At 74.7% G+C, this 22,990-nt stretch carries 19 protein-coding genes; 12 read left to right on the top strand and 7 right to left on the bottom strand.

Annotation, left to right across the window (positions count from 1 at the left end; all coding sequences use genetic code 11):
• Positions 1–115 precede the first annotated feature (115 nt).
• Complete coding sequence (locus tag CC117_RS18325) at positions 116–1,282, top strand: cysteine desulfurase family protein (RefSeq protein WP_071085768.1); 1,167 nt, start codon at positions 116–118, stop codon at positions 1,280–1,282.
• On the top strand, positions 1,279–1,644 hold the full coding sequence (locus CC117_RS35025) for a sulfurtransferase TusA family protein (RefSeq protein ID WP_241830225.1): 366 nt from the start codon (positions 1,279–1,281) through the stop codon (positions 1,642–1,644). Before CC117_RS18325 ends, CC117_RS35025 begins: the two co-directional genes overlap by 4 nt.
• A gap of 40 nt (positions 1,645–1,684) precedes the next feature.
• On the opposite strand, the gene CC117_RS18315 is transcribed toward CC117_RS35025, so the two are convergent.
• Both CC117_RS18315 and erpA read right to left on the bottom strand, forming a co-directional pair.
• Positions 1,685–2,665 (bottom strand): carbohydrate kinase family protein, encoded by a 981-nt coding sequence (locus tag CC117_RS18315; RefSeq protein WP_071085844.1) that lies wholly within the window; start codon positions 2,663–2,665, stop codon positions 1,685–1,687.
• Positions 2,666–2,901: 236 nt separating this feature from the next.
• A complete protein-coding gene (erpA, locus tag CC117_RS18310) occupies positions 2,902–3,264 on the bottom strand; it encodes an iron-sulfur cluster insertion protein ErpA (protein ID WP_066063380.1) in 363 nt (120 codons plus the stop codon).
• Between the two features lie 451 nt (positions 3,265–3,715).
• Here erpA and nadA point away from each other — a divergent pair, with 451 nt between their 5' ends.
• The 3 genes from nadA (at position 3,716) to CC117_RS18295 (ending at position 6,654) form a co-directional block, all read left to right on the top strand.
• Positions 3,716–4,903, top strand: a complete 1,188-nt coding sequence (gene nadA, locus CC117_RS18305) for a quinolinate synthase NadA (RefSeq protein WP_071085766.1) — start codon at positions 3,716–3,718, stop codon at positions 4,901–4,903.
• The gene (locus tag CC117_RS18300; protein ID WP_071085764.1) at positions 4,903–5,538 is read left to right on the top strand and encodes a DUF3043 domain-containing protein; all 636 of its coding nucleotides are present in this window, start codon (positions 4,903–4,905) and stop codon (positions 5,536–5,538) included. The genes nadA and CC117_RS18300 overlap by 1 nt, the downstream gene beginning before the upstream one ends.
• A gap of 138 nt (positions 5,539–5,676) precedes the next feature.
• Complete coding sequence (locus CC117_RS18295) at positions 5,677–6,654, top strand: aldo/keto reductase family protein (protein WP_071085762.1); 978 nt, start codon at positions 5,677–5,679, stop codon at positions 6,652–6,654.
• Positions 6,655–6,703: 49 nt separating this feature from the next.
• On the opposite strand, the gene CC117_RS18290 is transcribed toward CC117_RS18295, so the two are convergent.
• The 3 genes from CC117_RS18290 to CC117_RS18280 form a co-directional block, all read right to left on the bottom strand.
• Positions 6,704–7,321, bottom strand: coding sequence for a TetR/AcrR family transcriptional regulator (locus CC117_RS18290; RefSeq protein WP_084132337.1), 618 nt, complete (start codon positions 7,319–7,321; stop codon positions 6,704–6,706).
• Complete coding sequence (locus CC117_RS18285) at positions 7,318–7,833, bottom strand: nitroreductase/quinone reductase family protein (protein ID WP_198541901.1); 516 nt, start codon at positions 7,831–7,833, stop codon at positions 7,318–7,320. The genes CC117_RS18290 and CC117_RS18285 overlap by 4 nt, the downstream gene beginning before the upstream one ends.
• A gap of 190 nt (positions 7,834–8,023) precedes the next feature.
• Positions 8,024–8,236: a hypothetical protein gene (locus CC117_RS18280; RefSeq protein WP_018635814.1), complete on the bottom strand. Its 213-nt coding sequence runs from the start codon at positions 8,234–8,236 to the stop codon at positions 8,024–8,026.
• 330 nt (positions 8,237–8,566) lie between these two features.
• Here CC117_RS18280 and CC117_RS18275 point away from each other — a divergent pair, with 330 nt between their 5' ends.
• Both CC117_RS18275 and CC117_RS18270 read left to right on the top strand, forming a co-directional pair.
• A complete protein-coding gene (locus tag CC117_RS18275) occupies positions 8,567–8,746 on the top strand; it encodes a hypothetical protein (protein WP_018635813.1) in 180 nt (59 codons plus the stop codon).
• 22 nt (positions 8,747–8,768) lie between these two features.
• Positions 8,769–10,175, top strand: a complete 1,407-nt coding sequence (locus tag CC117_RS18270) for a bifunctional adenosylcobinamide kinase/adenosylcobinamide-phosphate guanylyltransferase (RefSeq protein ID WP_071085761.1) — start codon at positions 8,769–8,771, stop codon at positions 10,173–10,175.
• A 129-nt stretch (positions 10,176–10,304) separates the two neighbouring features.
• On the opposite strand, the gene CC117_RS39945 is transcribed toward CC117_RS18270, so the two are convergent.
• Positions 10,305–14,465 (bottom strand): DUF4062 domain-containing protein, encoded by a 4,161-nt coding sequence (locus tag CC117_RS39945; RefSeq protein ID WP_071085760.1) that lies wholly within the window; start codon positions 14,463–14,465, stop codon positions 10,305–10,307.
• 300 nt (positions 14,466–14,765) lie between these two features.
• Here CC117_RS39945 and cobT point away from each other — a divergent pair, with 300 nt between their 5' ends.
• Both cobT and CC117_RS18255 read left to right on the top strand, forming a co-directional pair.
• Complete coding sequence (gene cobT / locus CC117_RS18260) at positions 14,766–16,028, top strand: nicotinate-nucleotide--dimethylbenzimidazole phosphoribosyltransferase (protein ID WP_256385391.1); 1,263 nt, start codon at positions 14,766–14,768, stop codon at positions 16,026–16,028.
• Between the two features lie 7 nt (positions 16,029–16,035).
• Positions 16,036–16,863 (top strand): adenosylcobinamide-GDP ribazoletransferase, encoded by an 828-nt coding sequence (locus tag CC117_RS18255; protein ID WP_071085838.1) that lies wholly within the window; start codon positions 16,036–16,038, stop codon positions 16,861–16,863.
• A gap of 10 nt (positions 16,864–16,873) precedes the next feature.
• Here the strand turns inward: CC117_RS18255 and gcvT are convergent, their stop codons facing one another.
• Complete coding sequence (gene gcvT, locus CC117_RS18250) at positions 16,874–17,971, bottom strand: glycine cleavage system aminomethyltransferase GcvT (RefSeq protein ID WP_071085758.1); 1,098 nt, start codon at positions 17,969–17,971, stop codon at positions 16,874–16,876.
• A gap of 177 nt (positions 17,972–18,148) precedes the next feature.
• Between gcvT and CC117_RS18245 the strand changes: the two genes are divergently transcribed.
• From CC117_RS18245 to sucB, 3 genes are all read left to right on the top strand, one after another.
• Positions 18,149–19,786: a leucyl aminopeptidase gene (locus CC117_RS18245; protein WP_071085756.1), complete on the top strand. Its 1,638-nt coding sequence runs from the start codon at positions 18,149–18,151 to the stop codon at positions 19,784–19,786.
• A 220-nt stretch (positions 19,787–20,006) separates the two neighbouring features.
• A complete protein-coding gene (gene lpdA, locus CC117_RS18240) occupies positions 20,007–21,389 on the top strand; it encodes a dihydrolipoyl dehydrogenase (protein ID WP_071085754.1) in 1,383 nt (460 codons plus the stop codon).
• An 82-nt stretch (positions 21,390–21,471) separates the two neighbouring features.
• Complete coding sequence (sucB, locus tag CC117_RS18235) at positions 21,472–22,911, top strand: 2-oxoglutarate dehydrogenase, E2 component, dihydrolipoamide succinyltransferase (RefSeq protein WP_071085752.1); 1,440 nt, start codon at positions 21,472–21,474, stop codon at positions 22,909–22,911.
• Positions 22,912–22,990: the final 79 nt, after the last annotated feature.

The raw sequence follows: 22,990 nt of genomic DNA, 5'->3' as shown, positions 1-22,990 counted from the left end.
TCCGGTCGGCGCCCCGCAAGGCCTTTCCGTTCCGGGCCCCTCCGCTGCGCGAATGCCCCGGCCGCGCTCCGGCGGGTGAGCCCGGTTACTCCGCAACGGGCGTAGCGTCACTCTCGTGCCGGCCTATCTCGACCACGCGTCGACCACGCCGCTGCATCCGGTCGCCCGCGAGGCGCTTCTCGCGGCGATCGACGACGGGTGGGCAGACCCCGCCCGGCTCTACCGCGAGGGGCGCCGGGCACGGATGCTGCTGGACGCCGCGCGGGAGACCGTGGCCGGGGTGCTGGGTGCCCGCGCCCCGGAGATCAGCTTCACCGCCAGCGGCACCGCCGCGGCGCACCTGGCCCTTCTCGGCACCGCGGCGGCCCGCCGCCGGGCCGGCAGCGTGGTCATGGTCAGTGCCGTGGAACACTCCAGCGTCCTGCATGCCGCGCAGCGCCACGAAGGTGACGGCGGAGAGGTGGTGACGATCGGGGTGGACGGCCTCGGCCGCGTCGACCCGGCAGACGTCGCCGCCGCGCTCGACGCCCGCCCGGACACGGCGGTTGCCGCCCTCCAGCACGCCAACCACGAGGTGGGTACCGTCCAGCCGGTCGCCGAGGTGGCGTGGCTGCTGCACGAGCGCGGAGTGCCCCTGTTCACCGACGCGGCGATGACCGTCGGGCGGGTGCCCGTCAGCCTGGCAGAGCTGGGCGCGGACGTCCTYACCGCCAGCGCGCACAAGTTCGGCGGGCCGCCCGGTGTCGGCTTCCTCGCGGTCCGCACCGGCACCCGGTGGGCCGGGCCACAGCCGGCCGACGAGCGCGAGCACGGGCGGGTCCCGGGTTTCCCGAACGTGCCGGCCGTCGTCGCGGCCGCCGCCGCCCTGGCCGTGCGGGCCACCGAGATCGAGGCCGAGGCACGGCGGCTGGCGGCCTGGTCGAGGCGGCTGCGCGAGCGCCTGCCGGCGCTGATCGAGGACGTCGAGCTGCTCGGGCCGGACAGCACCGACCTCGCCGTGACGCTCCCGCACGTGGTGGCCTTCTCGTGTCTGTACGTGGCCGGTGAGGCGCTGCTCGGGGAGCTCGACCGGGCCGGCATCGCGGTCAGCTCCGGGTCCAGCTGCACCTCGGACACACTGACGCCCAGCCACGTGCTCGTCGCGATGGGTGCGCTCACCCACGGGAACCTGCGGGTCTCGTTCGGGCGGGACTCCACCGAGGCCGACGTCGACGCCCTGCTGGCCGCGCTGCCGCCCGCCGTGCGCGCCGTGCGCGAGCGGGCCGGGGCGGCAGGACTGTGACCGGCGACCGCACTCCCCCGCCGAACCAGCCCCCGCCGGGCCAGTCCCCGCCCGACCGACCGCAGGCTGTCCTGGACGCGCGCGGCCGCCGCTGCCCGATCCCGATCATCGAGCTCGCCCGGCACATCGGCGACGTCGACGTCGGTCAGCTCATCGAACTGTGGGCGGACGACCCTGCCGCTGCGGCCGACGTGGCGGCCTGGTGCCGGATGCGCGGCCACGCCCTGGTCGTCGAGCGGACCCGGGCGGCAGGCCCCGGATCAGTGCCCCCCGGGGAGACGCCCGACGGGGCGGAGTCGCCCCCCGCGGGGGCGTCGCCTCCGGGTGGAGGCGACGCTTACCTGGTCCGCCGGCTCCGCTGAGCGGAGCGCAGGCGGAGATCCGACCGAGATCAGGCGGAGATCAGGCGGAACGCAGGTGCGCGGCGACCTCGGCCGCGGCCTCGGCGCCGTAGGCCTCGGTGAGCCGCGCCACGACCTCGGTCTGCTCCAGGCTGTACTCCTGGGTGCCGACGGTCTCCAGCGCCATGGTCGCCAGCAGCGCCCCGACCTGGGCGGACCGCTCAAGCGGCAGCTCCCACGAGATGCCGGCGAGGAACCCGGCGCGGAAGGCGTCGCCGACGCCGGTCGGGTCCGGCGTGCTGCGCGCGGGAACGACCGGCACCTTGACGGCCTCACCGTCGGCGGACTCGATGACGACACCGTCCTTGCCCAGCGTCGTGACCCGCACTCCGACCGTGGCGAGGATCTCCTCGTCGGTCAGGCCGGTCTTGGACGCCAGCAGCGCCTTCTCGTACTCGTTGCAGAACAGATAGGCGGCGCCGTCGACGAGCGAGCGGATGCTGTCGCCGTCCATGGTCGCGAGCTGCTGGGACGGATCGGCGGCGAAGGGGTAGCCGCGCTCCCGGCACTCCTCCGTGTGGCGGAGCATCGCCTGCGGGTCGTTGGGGCTGACGACGACGAGGTCGAGGCCACCGAAGCGTTCCGCCACCGGACGGAGCTCGATGCTGGCCGCCTCGCTCATCGCGCCGGGGTAGAAGGAGGCGATCTGGCAGAGGTCGTTGTCCGTGGTGCACACGAAGCGCGCGGTGTGGGCGATCTCGCTCACCCGAACCGAGGCGGTGTCCACGCCGTGCCGGTCGAGCCAGGAACGGTAGTCGGCGAAGTCCTCGCCGACTGCTCCGACCAGGATCGGGTTGAGGCCGAGGCGCCCCAGGCCGAAGGTGATGTTCGCGGCGACCCCCCCGCGGCGGATGCTGAGCTCGTCCACGAGGAACGACAACGAGACCCGCTCAAGCTGATCCGCGAGCAGCTGCTCGGCGAAGCGCCCAGGAAAGCGCATGAGGTGGTCGGTGGCAATGGAACCAGTCACGGCGATACGCACGAACACGCAGCCTACCGCCCGCCCCTGAGCCGCCTGGCGGATGGGCGCGGGCAGGACGATCCCTGTGCGGCCCGGAAAAGGCAAAGCCCGGCACGACTGCGATGTCATGCCGGGCTAGCTCCGCGCGAAACGGATTGCGCCGCTTCGTACGGGATCGATCTGTGCGATGCGGACTCCGCCGCAGGTCAGGGTGGGGGCGGCAGCCGCCGAAACGGCGCCGCCCCGCCCCGGACCGATCAGTGGAAGGAGTCTCCACACGCGCAGGAGCCCTGCGCGTTCGGGTTGTCGATCGTGAAGCCCTGCTTCTCGATGGTGTCGACGAAGTCGATCGTCGCTCCGCCGAGGTACGGGAAGCTCATCCGGTCTACGGCGACCTTGACGCCGGAGAAGTCGAGGACGGTGTCCCCGTCAAGCTTGCGCTCGTCGAAGAACAGCTGGTAGCGCATGCCAGAGCATCCGCCGGGCTGCACGGCGATCCGGAGCTGGAGGTCGTCCCTCCCCTCCTGCTCGAGCAGGGTCTTCACCTTGCCGGCGGCCGTGTCGGTGAGAACGACGCTGCTCGGCCTGGTCTCGGTCTCGGTTGTGTCCTGCACGGTCATAGGGGCTGCTCCCTGCCCTGTGGACGTGCCAGGTTCACCAGATTTGCTGGTACCCATGGCGGCCGTACGCGGGGGGGCGCCCGGGCGGCGACCCCCCACGGGCGACACACATGCCGTGTCGCCGTTCCTGCTCAACACCGCGAGCAAGGATCCGCTTCCCATCGTAGCCAGCGATGGGGACGTCGGCCACGACGCGCAAGTGACATCCGTCCCCGGTCCACAGGTCCGACCGGTCCAACTTTGCGCGGACCAGGCGATCCGGAGTTAGAGTCTCAACGACCATTAGTGCACGGGACCCATGGGGACACTGTCGTGAAGGGCACACTTTCGCGGGGGTGGCGCCGCCGCGGCCGGCGGAGGCCCGCCGCGGCGGCGCCGGACCCGCGACGGCCCGGCCGAGCCCATGAGCAGCGAGGCGGCGGCCCACCCGGGCCAGCCCGAAGGAGCGGACATGACCACCAACCCGGCCCTGGAACGCCTGGGCGTCACCGCGTCGCCGCTCGCCCTGCTCCTGCTCGGGCGCGAGGCCGATCCCGGCAGCGAGCGGGGAGTCGAGTGCCCCGGTGACCTGCCGCCGGCCGCCGACCCCCAGCTGGCCGAGCGGGCGGCGGCCGCCAAGGCCGCGCTTGGCGACGACGTGTTCATCCTGGGGCACCACTACCAGCGCGACGACGTGATCACCTTCGCCGATGTGACCGGTGACTCGTTCAAGCTCGCCCAGCAGGCGGCGGCCCGGCCCGACGCCAGCTCGATCGTGTTCTGCGGTGTGCACTTCATGGCCGAGAGCGCGGACATCCTGACCGCCGACCACCAGCGGGTGATCCTGCCGGACCTGGCGGCCGGCTGCTCGATGGCCGACATGGCCACCGCCGAGCAGGTGGCGCAGGCCTGGGACGACCTGCTCGACGCGGGCGTCGCCGCCGACACCGTCCCGGTCAGCTACATGAACTCCTCCGCGGCGATCAAGGCCTTCACCGGGCGTCACGGTGGGACGATCTGCACCTCCTCGAACGCCGAGCGTGCACTGGGGTGGGCGTTCGGCGAGCGGCGCGGGAAGCGGGTCGTGTTCCTGCCGGACCAGCATCTGGGCCGCAACACCGCCATCGACAAGCTGGGCATGTCCGAGGCCGACTGTGTGGTCTAYGACCCGCGGCGGCCGGGTGGCGGGCTGACCCGCGCCCAGCTCCGCGACGCACGCATGATCCTGTGGCGCGGGCACTGCTCGGTCCACGGCCGGTTCACCCGCCAGTGTGTGGACGAGGTCCGGGCCCGCGTCCCGCAGGTGCAGGTTCTGGTGCACCCCGAGTGCCAGCGTGAGGTGGTGGCCGCCGCCGACCTGGTCGGATCCACCGAATACATCATCAAGGTGGTGGATGAGGCCCCGTCCGGGTCGGTGTTCGCCGTGGGAACCGAGCTGAACCTGGTACAACGGCTGGCGAACCGCCATCCCGACAAGAAGATCGTCTTCCTCGACCGTACGGTGTGTTTCTGCTCCACGATGAACCGCATCGACATGCCGCACCTGGTGTGGACACTCGAAGCGCTCGCCCGTGGGGAGACCGTGAACCGGATCACCGTCGACCCCGAGGTCGCGACCTACGCCCGGAAGGCCCTCGACCAGATGTTGGCACTGCCCTGATGGCCCTGTTGAAGAAGCGCAAGACCGATCCGGCGGCGGACCCTGCGAGCGGCGCGGCCGCCGACCTCGTCGAGGTCGGCCCCGCGGACGCCACCGCCGGCAACGCCCGGGTCACGGCGGGCAAGGGCCGCCCGACTCCGACCCGCGCCCAGGCCCGGGCAGCCCGGCCGCGCGGCGCCACCGGTGCCGGGCGCACGACGGCGACCGGCAAGGAGGGCCGCCGGCAGCAGCGCTCCGAGCGGCGTGAGCAGAGCCAGCAGTACCGGGCCGCCATGCTGTCCGGCGACATCAGCAGGCTCCCGCCCCGCGAACGGGCCCCGGAGCGGGTGATCGCCCGCGACTTCGTGGACACCCGGCTGAACGTCGGTCCGGTCTTCCTGCTCATCGCCGCCGTCTACTTCGTCGGCGGCCTGGTACCGAACGACTACGTCCGGCTCTCGGCCACCTACCTGATGCTGGTCGGCATCGTCGCGGTCGTGGTCGACTCGTTCGTGCTCGGCCGGCAGGTGACCCGGCTGGTGGCCGAGAAGCACCCGGACTCGGGCGTCCGCGTGCGGGCCTACTCCGCCCAGCGCGCGCTGCTGCCCCGCCGCTGGCGGATGCCCCGGCCCCGGGTCTCCCGCTCCGGCCGCTGAGGCCCCGGCCGTCGTCGCTGTCGCCGACGCCCGGCCGCGGTCGGCGGCCGCTTCGCGCCCGTGTGCAGGCGGTTCGGCGCCGCCGGGCGACCGGTGCGCCGGGCCGAGTCACCATCGAGGGTGTGAAAAGGTTCGGATGTGAAGCATCGACGCCTCGGACGCAGCGGACTGTCGGTCAGCGAGATCTCCTACGGCAACTGGATCACCCATGGTGACCAGATCGAGGCCGACGCCGCGACCGCCTGCGTGCACGCCGCCCTCGACGAGGGCATCACCACCTTCGACACCGCGGACGTCTACGCCCAGACCCGGGCGGAGTCCGTGCTCGGCAAGGCGCTCGACGGTGTGCGCCGCGAATCCTACGAGCTGTTCACCAAGGTCTTCTGGCCGACCGGCCCGGGCGAGAACGACAAGGGCCTGGGCCGCAAGCACATCATCGAGTCGGCGCACAACTCGCTGCGCCGCCTGAACACCGACCACATCGACCTTTACCAGGCGCACCGCTACGACCCGACAGTGCCGCTCGAGGAGACGCTGCGCGCCTTCGACGACCTGGTGCGCGCCGGCAAGGTCCTCTACGTCGGCGTCTCGGAGTGGACGGCGCAGCAGATCGCCGACGCCGTGCGCATCGCCGGCCAGCTCGGCCTCGACCGGATCATCTCCAACCAGCCGCAGTACTCGATGCTGTGGCGGCCGATCGAGACCGACGTCGTCCCGACGTCCCGGGACCTCGGCATCTCGCAGATCGTCTGGTCGCCGATCGCCCAGGGCGTCCTGACCGGCAAGTACCTGCCCGGCCAGCCGCCGCCGTCGGGCAGCCGTGCGACGGCGGGCAGCGGAGCCGGCTTCATCGCCCGGTTCCTGACCGACGAGGTGCTCGGCGCCGTCCAGGACCTGCGCCCGATCGCCGCCGACGCGGGGCTGACGATGGCGCAGCTGGCGGTCGCGTGGGTGCTGCAGAACACCAACGTGGCCTCAGCCATCGTCGGGGCGTCCCGACCGGAGCAGGTGAAGGACAACGTCGGTGCCTCCGGCGTGGTCCTCGAACCGGCGTTGCTGGCCCGCATCGACGAGGTCCTCGCCCACGTCGCCGTCCTCGAGCCGGAAGGAGACTGACGGGTCCGGGCCATCAGCCGGCGGCGACCATCCGGTCTCCGGCGGCCCGTCAGTCTCCTGCGTGGGCGGTGAAGGCCCTGGCCAGCGCCGCCCACGTCCGGTCCAGATCGGAGCCGGGCAGGAACCGGTCGGACAGTTCCAGCGTCACGGTGCCGTGCGCCGCCGCCCACAGGGCCTGGGCGACGTACGGCTCCGCGGTGGCGCGGTAGAAGGGCTCGCCTGACCAGCCCTCCAGGCCGGGCGTGAGGTCGGCCCGCCCGATCGGGTCGGCAGCGACCAGCCGGTAGAGGTTCGGCCGCGCCAGCGCGAACCGCCGGTACTCGGCCAGCAGCCGGCCCACGACGTCGCCGGGGCCGGCTGCGTCCACCACCCGGTGCAGCGCGTCACCGATCCCCCAGAGCGCGGTCTCGATCAGCGCCGTCTCCACCGCGGGCTTGCCGGGCAGGTGCTTGTACAGCGACGGCGCGCGGATGCCGAGCACCTCGCCGAGCCGGCGCATCGTGAGCGACTCCGCGCCCTCGGTCTCCAGCAGCCGCTGCGCCGCCTCGACGATCTCCGTTGCCCGCGGGGAGCGGACCGGCGGTTCCGGGCGCGGCGCGGTCCGCGGGAGCGGGAGCGCCGGCGCCAGCGCCGAGACGGGCGTGGGCGCACCGCCTGCCGCACTCACCGCCGGGTGAGGACGAAGGCCGGGTGCCTCGGCGCGATCCGCGCCAGCTCCTCGTCCGTCGAATCCGGGCCCACCCCGTCGAAGAACACGCCCACCTCCGCCTTCCACTTCGCCAGGTACGCCCGGAGCACCGGCACCTTCTCCTCGTCGGTCAGCTCGACCGCCTGGTAACCCGTCCGCCGGCGCCCCAGAACGAGCGACAGCTCCCCGCCGGCCGCACGGACGTTGCGGACCCACTGGCCGTGCCCGCGGGCCGAGACGAGGTACTGCTGCCCGTCCAGGTCGAGCAGGTTGACCGGGACCCGGCGGATCTCTCCCGAGGTCCGGCCGCGCACCTCCAGCACCCGGCTCCCCCACAGGCTCAGCCCGATTCTGGTGGACAGCATCACCGACCTGTTGAACAGGTTCCTGGTGAACCAGCCGGGCCTGCGGTAGTGCCTGGCCGTGCTCTGACGGGTCACGTCCTGACGGGCGGTGTCCTGGCGGGCCGTGTCGACATCCTGCACTGTCATGATCTTCGCCTCGCTCGGGTCGTCGAAGCCACCCCACGGCGGCTAACAGCGTTAGCTGATATCCGTAGCTAACACTGTTAGCCCAGGGGGCGYCAACCCCTTCGGGCCCGATCGATGTGACTTCGCCCGCGGGGCTCTGCGGCCCCCGGCACCGGGCCCGCAGGCCCGGTCCGGCAGGTGTACCGGCCGCTCAGGTCACCGGACGCAGGCTCATCGGCCCGTACACGCGGGTGCCTGCCTCCAGCAGGCTCACCTGCGTCACACCCAGGTCCAGCAGCTCCCGCCAGGTCTCACCGATCCACGTCTCGGCGTCGCCCTGACTGGTGAACGACTCCGACCCGTTCGCGCCGCCCACCGCCACGACCGAGCCGTCCTCTCCCTCGTAACGCCAGGTCCAGCTCACGGTCCACGTCCTTCCCGACGTCCGGCGGCGCGGGCCGCCCGGCCGGGGCCACCGACGACCCCGGGAGATGCCCATCCCCCCATCCAAGCGTGTGCACCCCGCGGATGACGGCCACACGCGACCGGAGACCACCAGGACCCTCGGCCCGGCGTCCCCGCGCGCGGTGGCCCGGAGATCCGGGCACAGCCCCACAGATCCTGGCGCAGGCACGGCATCAGCCACCCGCGGGTCGGTAACGTCAGTTCCGGCCGCGGCCCGCGCGCCGCCCGGCACGCTCGACCGACGCACCTCGACCCGGCCCGGGCCAGTTCTGCAGAGAGGAAGGCAGCAGTGACTCCCGCCTACACCGCCGCGGCGGTACTCGCCGAGACAGCCGAGCACCACGAGGAGGGCGGCATGGTCTGGTGGGCCGCCACCCTGGCCACCTTCGGCGCGATCGCCGCACTCGCCGTGATCCTCACGCTGATGACGCTCTGGGAGCGCAAGCGCCACCCGCACGCCCACCACTGACCGGCCGGGGGCTCGTCGACACATGAGGCTCACCCTGCTGGGCACGGGTTCGGCCGACGGATGGCCGAACCCGTGGTGCGAGTGCGCGTCCTGCGGGTGGGCCCGCGTGCACGGGCCCCGCGGCCAGACCGCTGTCCTCGTCGACGGGCGGCTGCTGCTCGACTTCGGTCCGGACGTCCCGCGTGCCGCGGCCCGCTTCGGGGTGAGCCTGGCCGGGCTGCGCCACGTCCTGATCGGGCACGCGCACCCCGACCATCTCGGTCCCGACGCACTGATGTGGCGGTCGTGGTCCAGCGTCGCGCAGGAGCCGCTGGACGTCGTGGCACCGCCCGCCGCGCTGGACGTCTGCCGGGCCTTCCTCCGCCGCTGGGAGGGCCGGGAGCCCGGCGCCGACGGCTCGCCGCTGCGGCTGCTGCCCGCCGTCGCGGGCGGCCCGCTCGAGCTCGGTGAGCCCGGACCGGACGGCGGTTCGCGCTACCTGGTGCGCCCGGTCGCCGCCCGGCACGGCGGCGCCGACATCGGGCCCGCCGTGCTCTACGACGTGACGGCGCCCGACGGGGCGCGCCTGCTGTACGGCTGTGACACGGCCGCGCCGCTGCCGCCCGAGACACTGGCCGCGCTGACCGGCCGCGCGTTCGACGTCGTGCTGCTCGAGGAGAACAACGGCGACCGCCCCGGCTTCGGCGAGCACCTGGACCTGCCGTCGTTCGCCGGGCTCGTCGCCCAGCTGCGCGGCCTCGGCGCCGTCGGGCCCGGCACCCGGGTGCTCGCGGTCCACCTGAGCCACCGCAACCCACCCGGGGACGAACTGGCCCGGCGGCTGGCCGAGCTGGGCGCGCAGGCCCCGCCGGACGGCACGGTCCTCGACGTCCCGGCCGGCAGTGCCTCGGCCCCGGCACCGGCACCGGTGCCGTCCCCGGAGACGGCGCGCCGCATCCTGATCACCGGTGGCACCAGGTCGGGCAAGTCCGCCCACGCCGAGCACCAGCTGCTCGCCGAGCCGGACGTCGTCTACGTCGCCACCGGCCGGCCCGCGGACGGCACCGACGCCGACTGGGCCGCCCGGATCCAGACACACCGGGACCGCCGCCCCGGGCGGTGGGCCACCGTCGAGACCCTCGACCTCGAGCCGCTGCTGCGCTCCCCCGGGCCGCCACTGCTCATCGACAGCATCTCGCTGTGGGTCGCGGCGCGTCTGGAGGAGCCCGGCTTCGAACAGTCCGTGGCCGGCCTGGTCGACGCCTGGCGCGACACCCGCCGGCGGGTGGTCGCGGTGACCGACGAGGCCGGCTCGGGTCCCGTCGCGCCGACCCCGCTGGGACGCCGGTTCGTCGACCACCTCGGCGAGGTCAACGCGCGGCTCGCGGCCGAGTCCGACGAGGTGTGGCTGGCCGTGGCGGGCGTCCCCGTCCGGCTGCGTCCGCGCTGACCCGCCGCTGACCCGCCGCTCGGCCGCCGCTCGGCCGCCGCTCGGCCGCCGCTCGGCCGCCGCTCGGCCGCCGCTCGGCCGCGGGCTCACGGCTCGCCCCGCGGCCGGCCCAGCGCCGCAGGCCGGCTCTCAGCCGGGCAGGAGCGAGTACAGGTACAGCCCGGACGAACCGGCGACCGCGAGACTGGTCCCGTCCGGTGACCAGGCGCAGCCGCGCGCGGCACCCTCGAAGCGGATCATGGTGCGGCAGGCCCAGGTCCGCGGGTCCCAGATGCGCACCGACCCGTCGCCGCCCGCGGTGGCGAGCCAGGCGCCGTCCGGGGAGAAGGCCACCTCCCGCACCGTGTGCACGTGCCCCTCCAGGACGGCCAGCGGCTCGCCGGTCGGAACGTCCCAGATCCGCACGGTGTGGTCCAGCCCGGCCGAGGCCAGTACCCGGCCGGCCGGGTCGGTCGCGAGGCCGAGCACCGGCCCGCGGTGCCCGCCCAGCAGCCTGCGCTGCTCCAGGGTCACGACGTCCCAGATCCGCACGGTCGCGTCGTCGCCGGCGGAGGCGAGCCAGCTGCCGTCCGGCCCGGCCACGGCGGCGAGGACCCGCGCGGTGTGGCCGGTGAAGGTGGCCATCCACTCGCCGGACTCGGTGTCCCAGAGCCGCACCGAGCCGTCCTCGCAGCCACCGGCGACCCAGGTGCCGTCCGCGGCCACGGTGAAGCCGAGCACGGCGACGTCCGCGGCGAGCACCGCCCGCACGTTGCCGGTGGCCGGATCCCACAGCCGCAGTGCGTCCGGCTGGGCCGGCACGACGACCCAGCTGCCGTCGGGGGCGGCCCGGCAGCCGCGGGCCGGGCCGGGCAGCCCCACCATCGCCGCACCGGGCTCGCCCGTCCCCAGGTCCCACGCGGTGACCGTCCCGTCGTCGCTCGACGACACGACGTACCCGGCTGGCACCGCCGACCCGGCCGACCCGGCCGACCCGGCCGGGTCGGCGACGACGACGGCGCAGCCACGGGAGCCCTCGTTGCGCCCCCCGCTCGACGGGCGGGGCAGGTCGCTGCCGGTGCTCCAGACCCGGATCGTGCCGTAGCGGCCGCCGGAGGCGATCCAGGAGCCGTCGGGTGCGACCACACAGGCCCGGGTGCCGATCGCCCCCGTGAGCTCGGCCCGCTGGGCGCCACTGAGCGGGTCCCGCACGGCGATCACGCCCCCGTCCGGCGCGATGAGGAACGCGCCGTCCGGAGCCAGCGCGCAGGAGCGGACCGGGCGGCCACCGTCGCTGATCACCCCGATCTGCCGGCCGGTGCGGACGTCCCAGCGCCGCACCGTGCCGTCCTCGCCGGCCGAGATCAGCCAGCTGCCACCCGGGCCGAGGGCAAGCGCGAGTACCGGGCCGGCGTGGCCGGCGAGCGGGCCACGCCGCGCGCTGCCGCCCGCCGGACCGTCCCGCCCACCGGGTCGTCCCGCCCCGGCTCCGGCCACGCCACCCCGCGCCACCGTCCGCCGCTCGTCGGTGGCCGGCCTGTCCGGGCTCCGCTCGAGCATGCGCCGCTCATCGGTCGGCGGACCGTCGGTACGCGGGTCGAGCAACCAGATGAACCCGTCGTCCCCGGCCACGGCCAGGGTCGGGCCGTCGGGACCGTCGGGGCCGGCCACGCAGCAGCGCAGGGCGCCGCCCGCCACCGGCATGACCAGGCGGGCCCGGCCGGTGACGGCGTCCCAGACCCGCAGGGTGCCGTCGGCACCGACCGAGTACACCGACTCGCCGTCGGCGCTCACCGCACACCCGTTCACCGGGCCGCGGTGCCCGCGCAGCACGAGACGCGCCGCAGGCTCGGCACCACCGATCCCTCCGCCCGTGCCGGGGCCGCCCGCGCCGGCACCGCCGGCGCTGCTGGCACCGCCGCCGGTACCGCCGGCGCCGAGGAACTCTCCGGCGTCCTTCTCGTCAGGCACATCCCAGACCCGCAGGGTGCCGTCCGCACCCGCCGAGACGAGCCAGCTGCTGTCCGGCGCCACGGCACAGCCCTGCACACTGCCGACGTGCCCGGTGAACACCGACCGCGCCGCCCCCGCGCCGACCGTCCAGGTGCGGACCGTCCCGTCCATCCCGGCGGAGACGAGCCACCTCCCGTCGGGTGCCACCGCCAGCGCGTGCACCTGCTGGCTGTGCCCGGCCAGGACCCGCCGCAGCGCGGGGTGCGGCTGGTCGGGCAGTGCCCACCGGTTGACCAGGTGCGGGCCCTGCAGCCGGGCGGCGAGCGCGGCCCGGGCCGGTTCGAGCGTGCGAACGCCGTCCAGCCTGCTGAGCAGGACCGCACCGAGGGCCTCCGGCGGCTCGGTGGGCCCGAGCAGGTGCGCGTTCTGGCCGAGCGCGCGGCTCAGCGCCGCCAGCACCGGGTCGTCCGGCCGCAGCGCGGCGGCGACGTCGAGGTCCGCCTCGACGGCGACCGGCCCGAGCCGGCCCACGGCGAGCTTGCCGACCGTCCAGCGCAGGTCCCCGAGCAGAGCGACCAGCTCGTCGACGCGGCCGGCCCCGGCCAGGTGGCCCGCGAGGTGCCCCCACAGATAGCCGGACTGCTCCGGCGCTGTCCACCACCGCACGGGACGCCGCCCGGCGCCACCACCACCGCCACCGCCAGCTCCGGTCGCACGGTCGATCATGCGTGCGAGCGCGTCGCACAGGACGCCGTCGAGGTCGCGCAGCCGGCCCGGGCCGACCCGGGAGCGCAGGTAGGTCCGCAGCACGTCCTGCAGCACCAGGGAGGGCGGGTCGCGCCGGTAGGCCACCACGAGCGACAGGTCGGAGAGCTCCTGGCACAGGTCGTCGACCTCGTCGCGGTCGAGGTCGCCGGTGGCCGCCCAGTAGGTCTCGAGGACGTCCCGCGGGATCTCGACATCCTCGCCGAACACCGCGAGTTCCAGGTAGCGCTCCAGGTCGTCGCCGGTGAGCAGGCCCAGGCTCGCGGACAGCGTGGCCTCGACGGCGAGGGTGCGCTCCTCGACCCGGCTGACGTCCAGCGCCGTGGGGCCGCGCCGCTCGAGCCTGCGCAGCACCCGCTCGGCCGCCCGGCGCACCGGCATGCCGTCCCGGGCCTGGCGTGCCACCGCCCGGTTGACCAGGGAGAGCAGCACCGGCCAGCGACCGGTGACCACCAGCAGCCGCCGCAGCAGCGGCTCGGGCAGCCGGGCCGGCAGGTCGCGGGAGAGCAGGCTGGCGGCCTCGCTGTCGGCCATCGCCGGCACCTGGAGGATGTCGCCGTCGGGGACCAGCCCACGCATCCGGGTGGTGATCAGCCGGACRCACCCGGGGCCGCCGGCGAGGAACGGGCGGAGCTGGGCCCGCCGCCACACGTCGTCGAGGACCAGCAGGCGGCGCTCCCGGCCGAGCAGCTCGCCGAGCCGGAAGCCGGCCTGCTCGGGGTCGGACAGGGTCGGCCTGACCCCGGACAGCGCCTCGCTCAGGTCGTTGATCCGGTCCGCCAGGTGCGGGCCGGCGAGTGACTCGCCGAGGGTCACCCACAACACGCCACCGTCGAACCGGGACGCGATGCGCGGACTGCCACACACGGCGACCGCCAGCGTCGTCTTCCCGAACCCGCCGGCACCGGCGAGCACGACCGGGCGGGGGATCTCGCCGCCGCCCGGCAGGCCCGCGGTCGGCGGGGCGGCGGCCAGCAGCCTGCCCAGCACCTCCTCGGCGAGCTCGGGCCGCTCGACGAGCCCCCGGACGGCGGGCACCATCAACGGTGGCCGCACCGGTGCCGCCAGCGCCGGCCGGACCAGCGGGGCGGGCCGGTCACTCTGCTCGCGCAGCTTGACCAGGGCATCCAGCACCGCCGTCTCCAGCAGCCCGTCGCGGAAGTCGGCGACGATGACGCCGACGTCGCGCAGCCGCCGGCGGAACGCCTCCTGGCGATCCCCGTACTCGCGGTCCAGGAACTCGCGGAACGGCACCTCGGCGTCGTCGTCCAACAGGAACACCAGCCGCGGCAGGCCCGCCTCGGTCGCCGCCTGGAACTCCAGCTCGGTGTAGGAAAGGTGCGGCATCTCCCGGACGGGTGACCCGTAGCGGAACCCGATGAGGCCGATGTAGACGTCGCATTCCTTGACCTGGCGCACGCAGAAGTCGGCGGGGCTCTGCGCCCGGGCACCGAAGTACTCCATGTCGACGGCCCGGTCACCGGCGAGCGCGATCGCGCGCTCGGCGGCCGCGACGAACGAGCGGTCCCGAGGGAAACGCCGCAGTTCGGTGGTGTGGCTCAGGAAGACGGATCTGCCACGAACAGGGTCCAACGGGTCCCCCCTCCCCCAGCGCGCAGCGCCCGGTCACATGTCCGCCACCGTCCGGCGGGCCTGAAGGATGTCGGCCGCCCCGGCACAGACACACCGGCAAATTACCGGATCACTCTCCACCCGGCTCGCCCGGCGATCGGCCACCAGGTGACGATCAGGTAATAAGGACCTGTGGACACCACCTCGCCCGAGCCGCCCGCGGCATCCACGGCGCCCCTCGTACCCTCCGCGCCCGCCGCGCCCGCTCCGGCGTCGGCGCCTGGGTCAGCGCCAGGGCCAGCGCCGGGCGCCGTTCCCGCCGTGCCGGACCTCGACCGGGCGGCGATGGACGCCGCGCGCCGGCGCCAGGGCATCCTCACCAAGCCGCCGGGCGCCCTCGGCCGGCTGGAGGAGCTGTCGGTCTGGATCGCCGGCGCCCAGGGCCTGTGCCCGCCGCGGCCGCCGGCCCGCATCCGGGTCGTCGTCATCGCCGGTGACCACGGCATCGCCAGTGCCGGTGTGTCCGCGTTCCCGGCTGAGGTCACCGCGCAGATGGTGGCGAACTTCGCCGCCGGCGGCGCGGCCGTCAACGTCCTCGCCCGCGGGGTCGGGGCGTCGGTGCGGGTGGTGGACGTCGCCGTCGACACCCCGCTGCCGACCTCCCCGGGCGGGGTGGACGGCACGGCCCCGCCCGAGCGGTACCGGGTCCGGCGCGCGAGCGGCCGGATCGACCAGGGGGACGCGCTGACCCCGGCCGAGGTCGACGCGGCGTTCGCCGTCGGCCGCCTGATCGCGGACGAGGAGATCGACGCCGGGGCGGACCTGCTCGTCCCCGGCGAGATGGGCATCGGGAACACCACTCCCGCGGCGGCGGTCGTCGGCACCCTGCTGGACCGGGAGCCGGTGGACGTCGTCGGGCGCGGCACCGGCATCGACGACCAGCGCTGGATGGTCAAGGTGGCGGCCATCCGCGACGCGATGCGCCGCTCCCGGCCCTACTCCGGCAACGCGCTCTCCGTCCTGCGGGTCGCCGGAGGGGCGGATCTCGCCGCGCTCGCCGGGCTGCTCGTGCAGGCCAGCGTCCGGCGCACCCCGGTGGTACTGGACGGGGTGATCGTCTGCGCGGCGGCACTCGCCGCCGAGCGGATCGCGCCCGGGGCGAAGGAGTGGTGGGTCGCGGGCACCCGCTCCCCGGAGCCGTCGCAGCGCTTCGTGCTCGACCACCTCGGGCTGGAGCCGCTCGTCGACGCCGGCCTGCGCCTCGGGGAGGGCACCGGCGCGCTCCTCGCTGTGCCACTGCTGCTGGCGGCGCAGCGCACCCTCGCCGAGATGGCCACGTTCGACCAGGCCGGCGTCAGCAGCAAGGACGCCCTCCCCACCGGAGCGGACCCCGACGGCGCAGGCAGCGACGGCGCAGGCACCGGCCAGACCGGTCCGGACGACCCTGCCCACGACGACTCCGTCTACGACGGCAAGGACTTCGACGGGACCCTCCTGGACGGCAAGGGCTTCGACGGCTCACGCACCGTCGGTGGGGGCGTCGACGGCAGGAGCGTCGACGGCGCCGGCCCGGGTACCGCATGACGGCCGCGTGATCGGGGCACGCGCAGCCGTCACCCTGCTCACGGTCGTGCCGATCCGCGGCCCCGAGCGCCTGGACCGCACCGTGGCCGGCCGGGCCATGGTCGCCGCCCCCGCCGTGGGGTTCGCTCTCGGGTTCGTCTGCGCCCTGGCGGTGGTGGCGATGCGGATCATGACCAAGCCGCCGACCGGCGGCGCGCAGACGCTGCTGCCGGCCGTCGTCGGTGTGGCGCTGCTCGCCGGGCTCACCCGCGGCCTGCACCTGGACGGGCTGGCTGACGTGGCGGACGCGGTCGGCGTCCGCGGCGGGCGCGAGCGGGTGCTGGCCGTCATGCGCGAGTCGACCATCGGTGCCTTCGGCGCGGTCACGGTGCTGTTCGTGGTGCTCGTCCAGGTCTCGGCGCTGAGCACCGCGATCGCCGCCCACCGCGGCACGGTCTCCGTGCTGGTCGCGGCGATGACGAGCCGGCTCGCGGCGACCTGGTCATGTGTCGAGGGAGTGCCCGCGGCCCGGCCGGACGGCCTTGGGGCGCTGGTCGCCGGCACCGTGCGGCGCCGGGACGCGGTTCTGGCCACCGCCGGGGTGTTCGCGGTCGCGGCGCTGGCCGGGCGGTTCGACTTCCACGGCGGAGACAACGGCCGGGCGGTCCGCGCCGTGGTCGCCGCGGCCGTCGCGCTGGGCGCGGCCTTCCTGCTCCGCCGCCGGCTGGTCCGGCGGTTCGGCGGCGTCACCGGCGACACGCTCGGCGCGACCATCGAGATCACCACCATGGTCAGTCTGGTCACGATGGCGATGACCATTCCGACCCCGGCCCTGCGGCTCGTCGGCCTCGACTAGTGCCAGCGCTTCAGCGCGGTGAGGCGGAGACGAACGGCGGGCGGACGACCGTCATCGCCGAGCTGCGGCCGCGGACGTCCACCGTGACGGTGTCGCCGGCGGTGACCGACCGGTCGAGCAGGGCGAGGCCGATGCCCTGGCGCAGGGTCGGCGAGAAGGTGCCGCTGGTGACCTCGCCGAGTTCGGCACCGTCCGCACCGTTCACCCGCATGTGCGGGCGGGGGATGCCGCGGTCGTTCGACCGCAGGCCCCACAGCGACCGTGCCGGCCCGGCGGCCCGCTCCGCGAGCAGCGCGTCGCGGCCCCAGAAGGCCGGCTTGTCCCACCCGACAGCCCAGCCGGAGCGAGCCTGCACCGGGCTGATGGTGGACGAGAGGTCCTGGCCGTGCAGCGGGTAGCCCATCTCGGTCCGCAGGGTGTCACGGGCACCGAGACCACAGGGAAGACCACCGAGCCGGGCCGCGACCGCCAGCACCTCGTCCCAGAGCGGGACCGCGTCCTCCCAGCGGGGCAGCAGCTCGAACCCGGTCTCGCCGGTGTAGCCCGACCGGCAGACCACGACCGGCCGCCCCTTCCACTCCGCGTCGGCGAAGGTCATGTAGGCCCCGTCGGCGGGCAGGCCGAGCGCGCCCAGCACCTCGACCGAGGCCGGCCCCTGCACGGCGAGGACGGCGAACCCGGTGTGCAGGTCCGTCACCGCCACATCTGCCGGCGCGGCGGCGGCCAGCCGCCCGACGACCGCGCCCGAGTTCGCCGCGTTCGGGACGAGGAACACGTCGTCGTCGGCGTAGTAGTACGCGATCAGGTCGTCGACGACGCCGCCGGTCTCGTCGCAGCACAGCGTGTACTGCGCCTGGCCGGGACCGATCCGGCGCAGGTCGTTGGTCAGGCAGGCGTTGACGAAGTCGACGGCACCGGGCCCGGCGACCCGGGCCTTGCCCAGGTGGCTCACGTCGAAGACACCGACGGCGGAACGCACGGCCGCGTGCTCGGCCAGGACCCCGTGCCCGGCGTACTCGATCGGCATCTGCCACCCACCGAAGGCGGCCAGTTTGGCGCCCAGCTCGACATGCCGCTCGTGCAGCGGGGACCGGCGCAGCTCTGTCATGCCGGCAGCGTAACCGCCCGCGGAGCGCTCCGGCGGGTCAGCCGGGTATCGCCCGGATGGTCGAGCTGTACCACCGGGAGTACTGCCCGGCCGGTCACCGGCCCGCCCGCGACGCAGCCGGGCCGGCACGTGATGCCACACCGAGGCACACGCGCGGGGGGCCAATACGCTGAGGCCATGACCGTCACCGCTGCCTCCGCCACCATCCTCACCGATCTTGACGTCGACACGATCGTGATCGGCATGGCCAGCGGCGACGACGGCCCGGTCCCCCTCGGCGGGGCCGGCGCGATCGACGCCGCGCTCGGCGGCCGGCTGGCCCGGATCCTCACCGACCTCGGGGCGACCGGCGCGATCGGGAACACCGTGCGCTTCGCGACGCTCGGCGCCACGAAGGCACCCACCGTGCTCGCGGTCGGCGTCGGGGACCACAGCCCGTTCACGGCGAGCTGGGCCGCCGGCGGCAGCGAGGGCAGCCAGGGCAGCCCCGCGCACGAGACGTTGCGGCGGGCCGCCGGCGCGGCGGTGCGCGCGCTGGCCGGCACCGGCCGGGTCGCCACCACACTGGCGCTCGCCCCCGGTGGGCTGACGCCTGCGTCACTGCGGGCCGCGGCCGAGGGCTCGCTGCTCGGGGCCTACGCCTTCGACAGCCTGCGGTCCGCCGCGAACGGGCCGGCGCCCGTCCGGGAGATCGTCCTGGTGGTCGACGACCCGACCGGCGTGGCGCCGGCGGAGGCCGCGCTGGAGCGGGCGGGCATCGTGGCCGAGGCCGTCGCCCTCGTTCGGGACCTGGTGAACACCCCGCCGAGCCACCTCTCCCCGGCACGGCTCGCCGAGATCGCGACGGAGCGGGCCGCCGCCGCCGGTGTCGAGGTGACGGTGCTGGACGAGACCGCCCTCGCCGAGGGCGGTTACGGCGGCCTGCTCGGCGTCGGCCAGGGATCGGCCAACCCGCCGCGGCTCATCCGCCTGCGGTACGCGGGTGCCGAGGCGGCGGGTACCGCCGGGGCGACCTCGGAGGGCGGCGGTCCCGACACCGATCTGGCACTGGTGGGCAAGGGCATCACCTTCGACTCCGGCGGCCTGTCACTCAAGCCGCCGGTGTCCATGGAATGGATGAAGAGCGACATGGCCGGCGCCGCCTCGGTGCTCGCCACGGTCGTGGCCGTGGCCCGGCTGGGCCTCCCGCTGAACCTGACCGGCTGGATGCCGTGCGCGGAGAACATGCCCTCCGGCGACGCCATCCGCCCGTCCGACGTGATCACTCTGCGCGGCGGCAAGCGGGTCGAGGTGCTCAACACCGACGCCGAGGGCCGGCTGGTGCTCGGGGACGCGCTGGCCAGCGCCGCCGAGGAGGAGCCGACACTGATCGTCGACGTCGCCACCCTCACCGGCGCACAGATCGTGGCGCTGGGCACCCGCACCGCCGGGGTGATGGGCCGCGGCGACGCGCCGGACACCGTCGTCGCCGCCGCCGGCCGGGCAGGGGAGACCGTCTGGCCGATGCCGATGCCCCAGGAGCTGCGCAAGAGCCTGGACTCGGCCGTGGCCGACCTGGCGAACGTCGCCCCCGGCGGCAACCGGGACGCCGGCATGCTGCTGGCCGCCCACTTCCTCGCCGCCTTCGTGCCCGAGGAGATCCCGTGGGCGCACGTCGACATCGCCGGTCCGTCCTGGAACGGCGGCGAGCCCTACGGCTACACCCCCAAGGGCGGCACCGGCGCCATCGTCCGCACACTCGTCCAGCTCGCCGAGGACCGCGCGGCCGCCGGCGTCACCGCCAGTGACGCCGGCGGTGACGCCGCCGACGGGTGAACTCGACGTGGCGTGATGCGGCACAGTCGGCGCCGGCTGTCCAGACAGCGCGCGTCCTCGTGAAAGACTGGTCCCAGCCGGAGCGGTGTGGGCGGGGGACGTCCGTCCCCTTTCCGCACAGTCGTTCCGGCCAGGCTCACCGGTCCTGACGGCGGCTGCGCTCCCGCCGCCGCCGGGCCGTGACCCGCAGTCCGCAAGCCGACGAAGAAGGGACCCTCGCGTGGCGGACACAGCGGACGGTCCTGTCGACCTCGTCGTCCTCGGCGGCGGCAGCGGCGGGTACGCCGCCGCGCTGCGGGCGGCCGAGCTCGGCCTGCGGACCGTGGTGGTCGAGAAGGACAAGCTCGGTGGCACCTGCCTGCACCGCGGCTGCATTCCGACCAAGGCCCTGCTGCACGCGGCGGAGGTCGTCGACACCGTCACCGGCAGCGCCGCCGTCGGCGTGCACGCCACGCTGGACGGGATCGACATGGCCGGCGTGGCCGGCTACCGCGACTCGGTCGTGGACGGCCTCTACAAGGGCCTGACCGGCCTGGTGCGCTCCCGCGGCATCGAGGTGGTCGAGGGAACCGGCCAGGTCGTCTCCCCGACCGCCGTGGCCGTCGGGGACCGTCTCGTCGAGGGCCGGCACCTGCTGCTCGCCACCGGCTCCGCCCCGCGCGCCCTCCCCGGCCTGGACATCGACCACCACACGGTGATCGACAGCAACGACGCGCTCGCGCTGGAGCGGGTACCTGCCTCGGTGGTGGTCCTCGGTGGTGGCGCGATCGGGTGTGAGTTCGCCTCGCTGTGGCGCTCGTTCGGCGCCGAGGTGACGCTCGTCGAAGCCCTCCCCCACCTGGTGCCCGCCGAGGACGAGGCCAGCTCGAAGCTGCTGGAACGCGCCTTCCGCGGGCGCGGCATCACGCTGCGCCTCGGGGCGGCGCTCAGCGACGCCAAGGCCACCGACCAGGGCGTGACAGTCGCCCTGGCGGACGGCTCGACGTTCGACGCCGAGCTGCTCCTGGTCGCGGTGGGACGCGGCCCGGTGTCCGCCGGGCTCGGCCTCGCCGGCATCGGGGTCGCCACGGACCGCGGGCATGTCGTCGTCGACCGGCACCTGCGCACGAACGTCCCCACGGTCTCCGCACTCGGGGACCTCCGGCCGGGGCTCCAACTGGCCCACGTGGCGTTCGCCGAGGGCATCCTGGTTGCGGAGCGTCTTGCCGGGCTCGACCCGGTTCCGGTCGACCACGACAACGTCCCGAAGGTCACCTACTCTCATCCCGAGGTGGCGTCCGTCGGCCTGACCGCGGCCGCCGCCCGGGAACGTCACGGGGAGATCAGCACCGCCACGTACCACCTGGCCGGCAACGGCAAGGCCCGCATCCTGCGCTCGACCGGAGCGGTGACCGTCGTCGCCGCGAAGGACGGCCCCGTCCTGGGCGTCCACATGGTGGGCGACCGGGTCGGCGAGCTGATCGCCGAGGCCCAGCTCATCACCAACTGGGAGGCCTACCCCTCCGACGTCGCCCAGCTGCTCCACCCGCACCCGACCCTCTCCGAGGCGCTCGGCGAGGCGCACCTCGCTCTCGCCGGCAAGCCACTGCACGTCCACAGTTAGCCTGCGGTGCCCGCCGTCCGCGCCGGCCGCCCGACCGGGCACCGGGACGGACGTCGGGCGCGACGAAGGAGTCGTTGTCAGCATGTCAGTATCCGTCACAATGCCCCGCCTCGGGGAGAGCGTCTCCGAGGGGACGGTCACCCGCTGGCTGAAGAAGGAAGGCGAGCGCGTCGAGGCCGACGAGCCGCTGCTCGAGGTCAGCACCGACAAGGTCGACACCGAGATCCCCGCGCCCGCCTCCGGCGTCCTGAGCTCGATCAAGGTCGCCGAGGACGAGACCGTCGAGGTCGGCGTCGAACTGGCTGTCATCGAGGACGGGGCGGCAGGCTCCGGTGACGGCGCGGCCCCGGCCGCGCAGCCCGAGCCGGCCCCGACGCAGGCCGCCGCGCCCGCACCGCCGGCTCCTGCGCCGACCCCGCCGCCCGCGCCCGCACCGACTCCCACTCCCGCGCCGACGCCGCCGCCGGCCCCGACTCCGCCGCCTGCACCGGCCCCCGCGCCCGTCCCGGCGCAGGCCCCGGCCGCCGCGTCCGCCCCGGACGCCGGAGCGGACGGCCTGGGCCGGTACGTGACGCCGCTGGTCCGCAAGATGGCGGCCGAGCTCGGCGTCGATCTCGGCTCGGTCACCGGCAGCGGCCCGGGCGGACGCATCACCAAGCAGGACATCCAGGACGCGGCGCGGTCGCAGACGGCCCCGGCCCCCGCACAGGCAGCACCGCCCGTTCCCGCCGCACCCGTGGCCGCGGCCGCACCGGCAGCGCGGCCGGCCAGCGCACCGGCGGCTCCCGCCGCGGCCGCAGCCCGCGGTCGCACCGAGAAGCTCACCCGGCTGCGTTCCCTCGTCGCCCGCCGGATGGTCGAGTCACTGCAGATCAGCGCGCAGCTCACGACCGTCGTGGAGGCGGACGTCACCCGGATCGCGAAGCTGCGCGACCGGGCCAAGGGTGCCTTCGCCGCCCGCGAGGGCGTGAAGCTGTCGTTCCTGCCCTTCTTCGCGGTCGCCGCCTGTGAGGCGCTGCGCGAGCACCCAGTGATCAACTCCAGCATCGACCTGGAGGCGGGCACCGTCACCTACCACGACTCGGAGAACCTCGGCATCGCGGTCGACACCGACCGCGGCCTGGTCGTCCCGGTCATCCACAGCGCGAGTGACCTGAACCTGAGCGGCATGGCGCGCAAGATCGACGAGCTTGCCGCCCGCACCCGTGCCAACCAGGTCTCCCCGGACGACCTGGGCGGGGGCACCTTCACCCTCACCAACACCGGCAGCCGGGGTGCGCTGTTCGACACCCCGATCATCAACCAGCCGCAGGTGGCGATCCTGGGCACCGGGACGGTCGTGAAACGGCCGGCGGTGGTCACGGACCCCGAGCTCGGCGAGGTCGTCGCGGTCCGGTCGAAGGTCTACCTGGCGCTGACCTACGACCACCGGATCGTCGACGGCGCCGACGCGGCCCGTTTCCTCACCGCGGTGGCCAGCCGGCTCGAGGAAGGTGCCTTCGAGGCCGAGCTGGGGCTGTAGGCAGGCACGACGCAGCGGTGGCGGTCAGCCACAGGTCACGGGCCGCGGGTCGGGTCACGCCGGCCTCACCCCAGCCCTC

This window comes from Parafrankia colletiae (genome assembly GCF_001854655.1).
GTDB classification, from domain to species: domain Bacteria; phylum Actinomycetota; class Actinomycetes; order Frankiales; family Frankiaceae; genus Parafrankia; species Parafrankia colletiae.
This window is presented reverse-complemented; position numbering and strand designations above follow the sequence as displayed.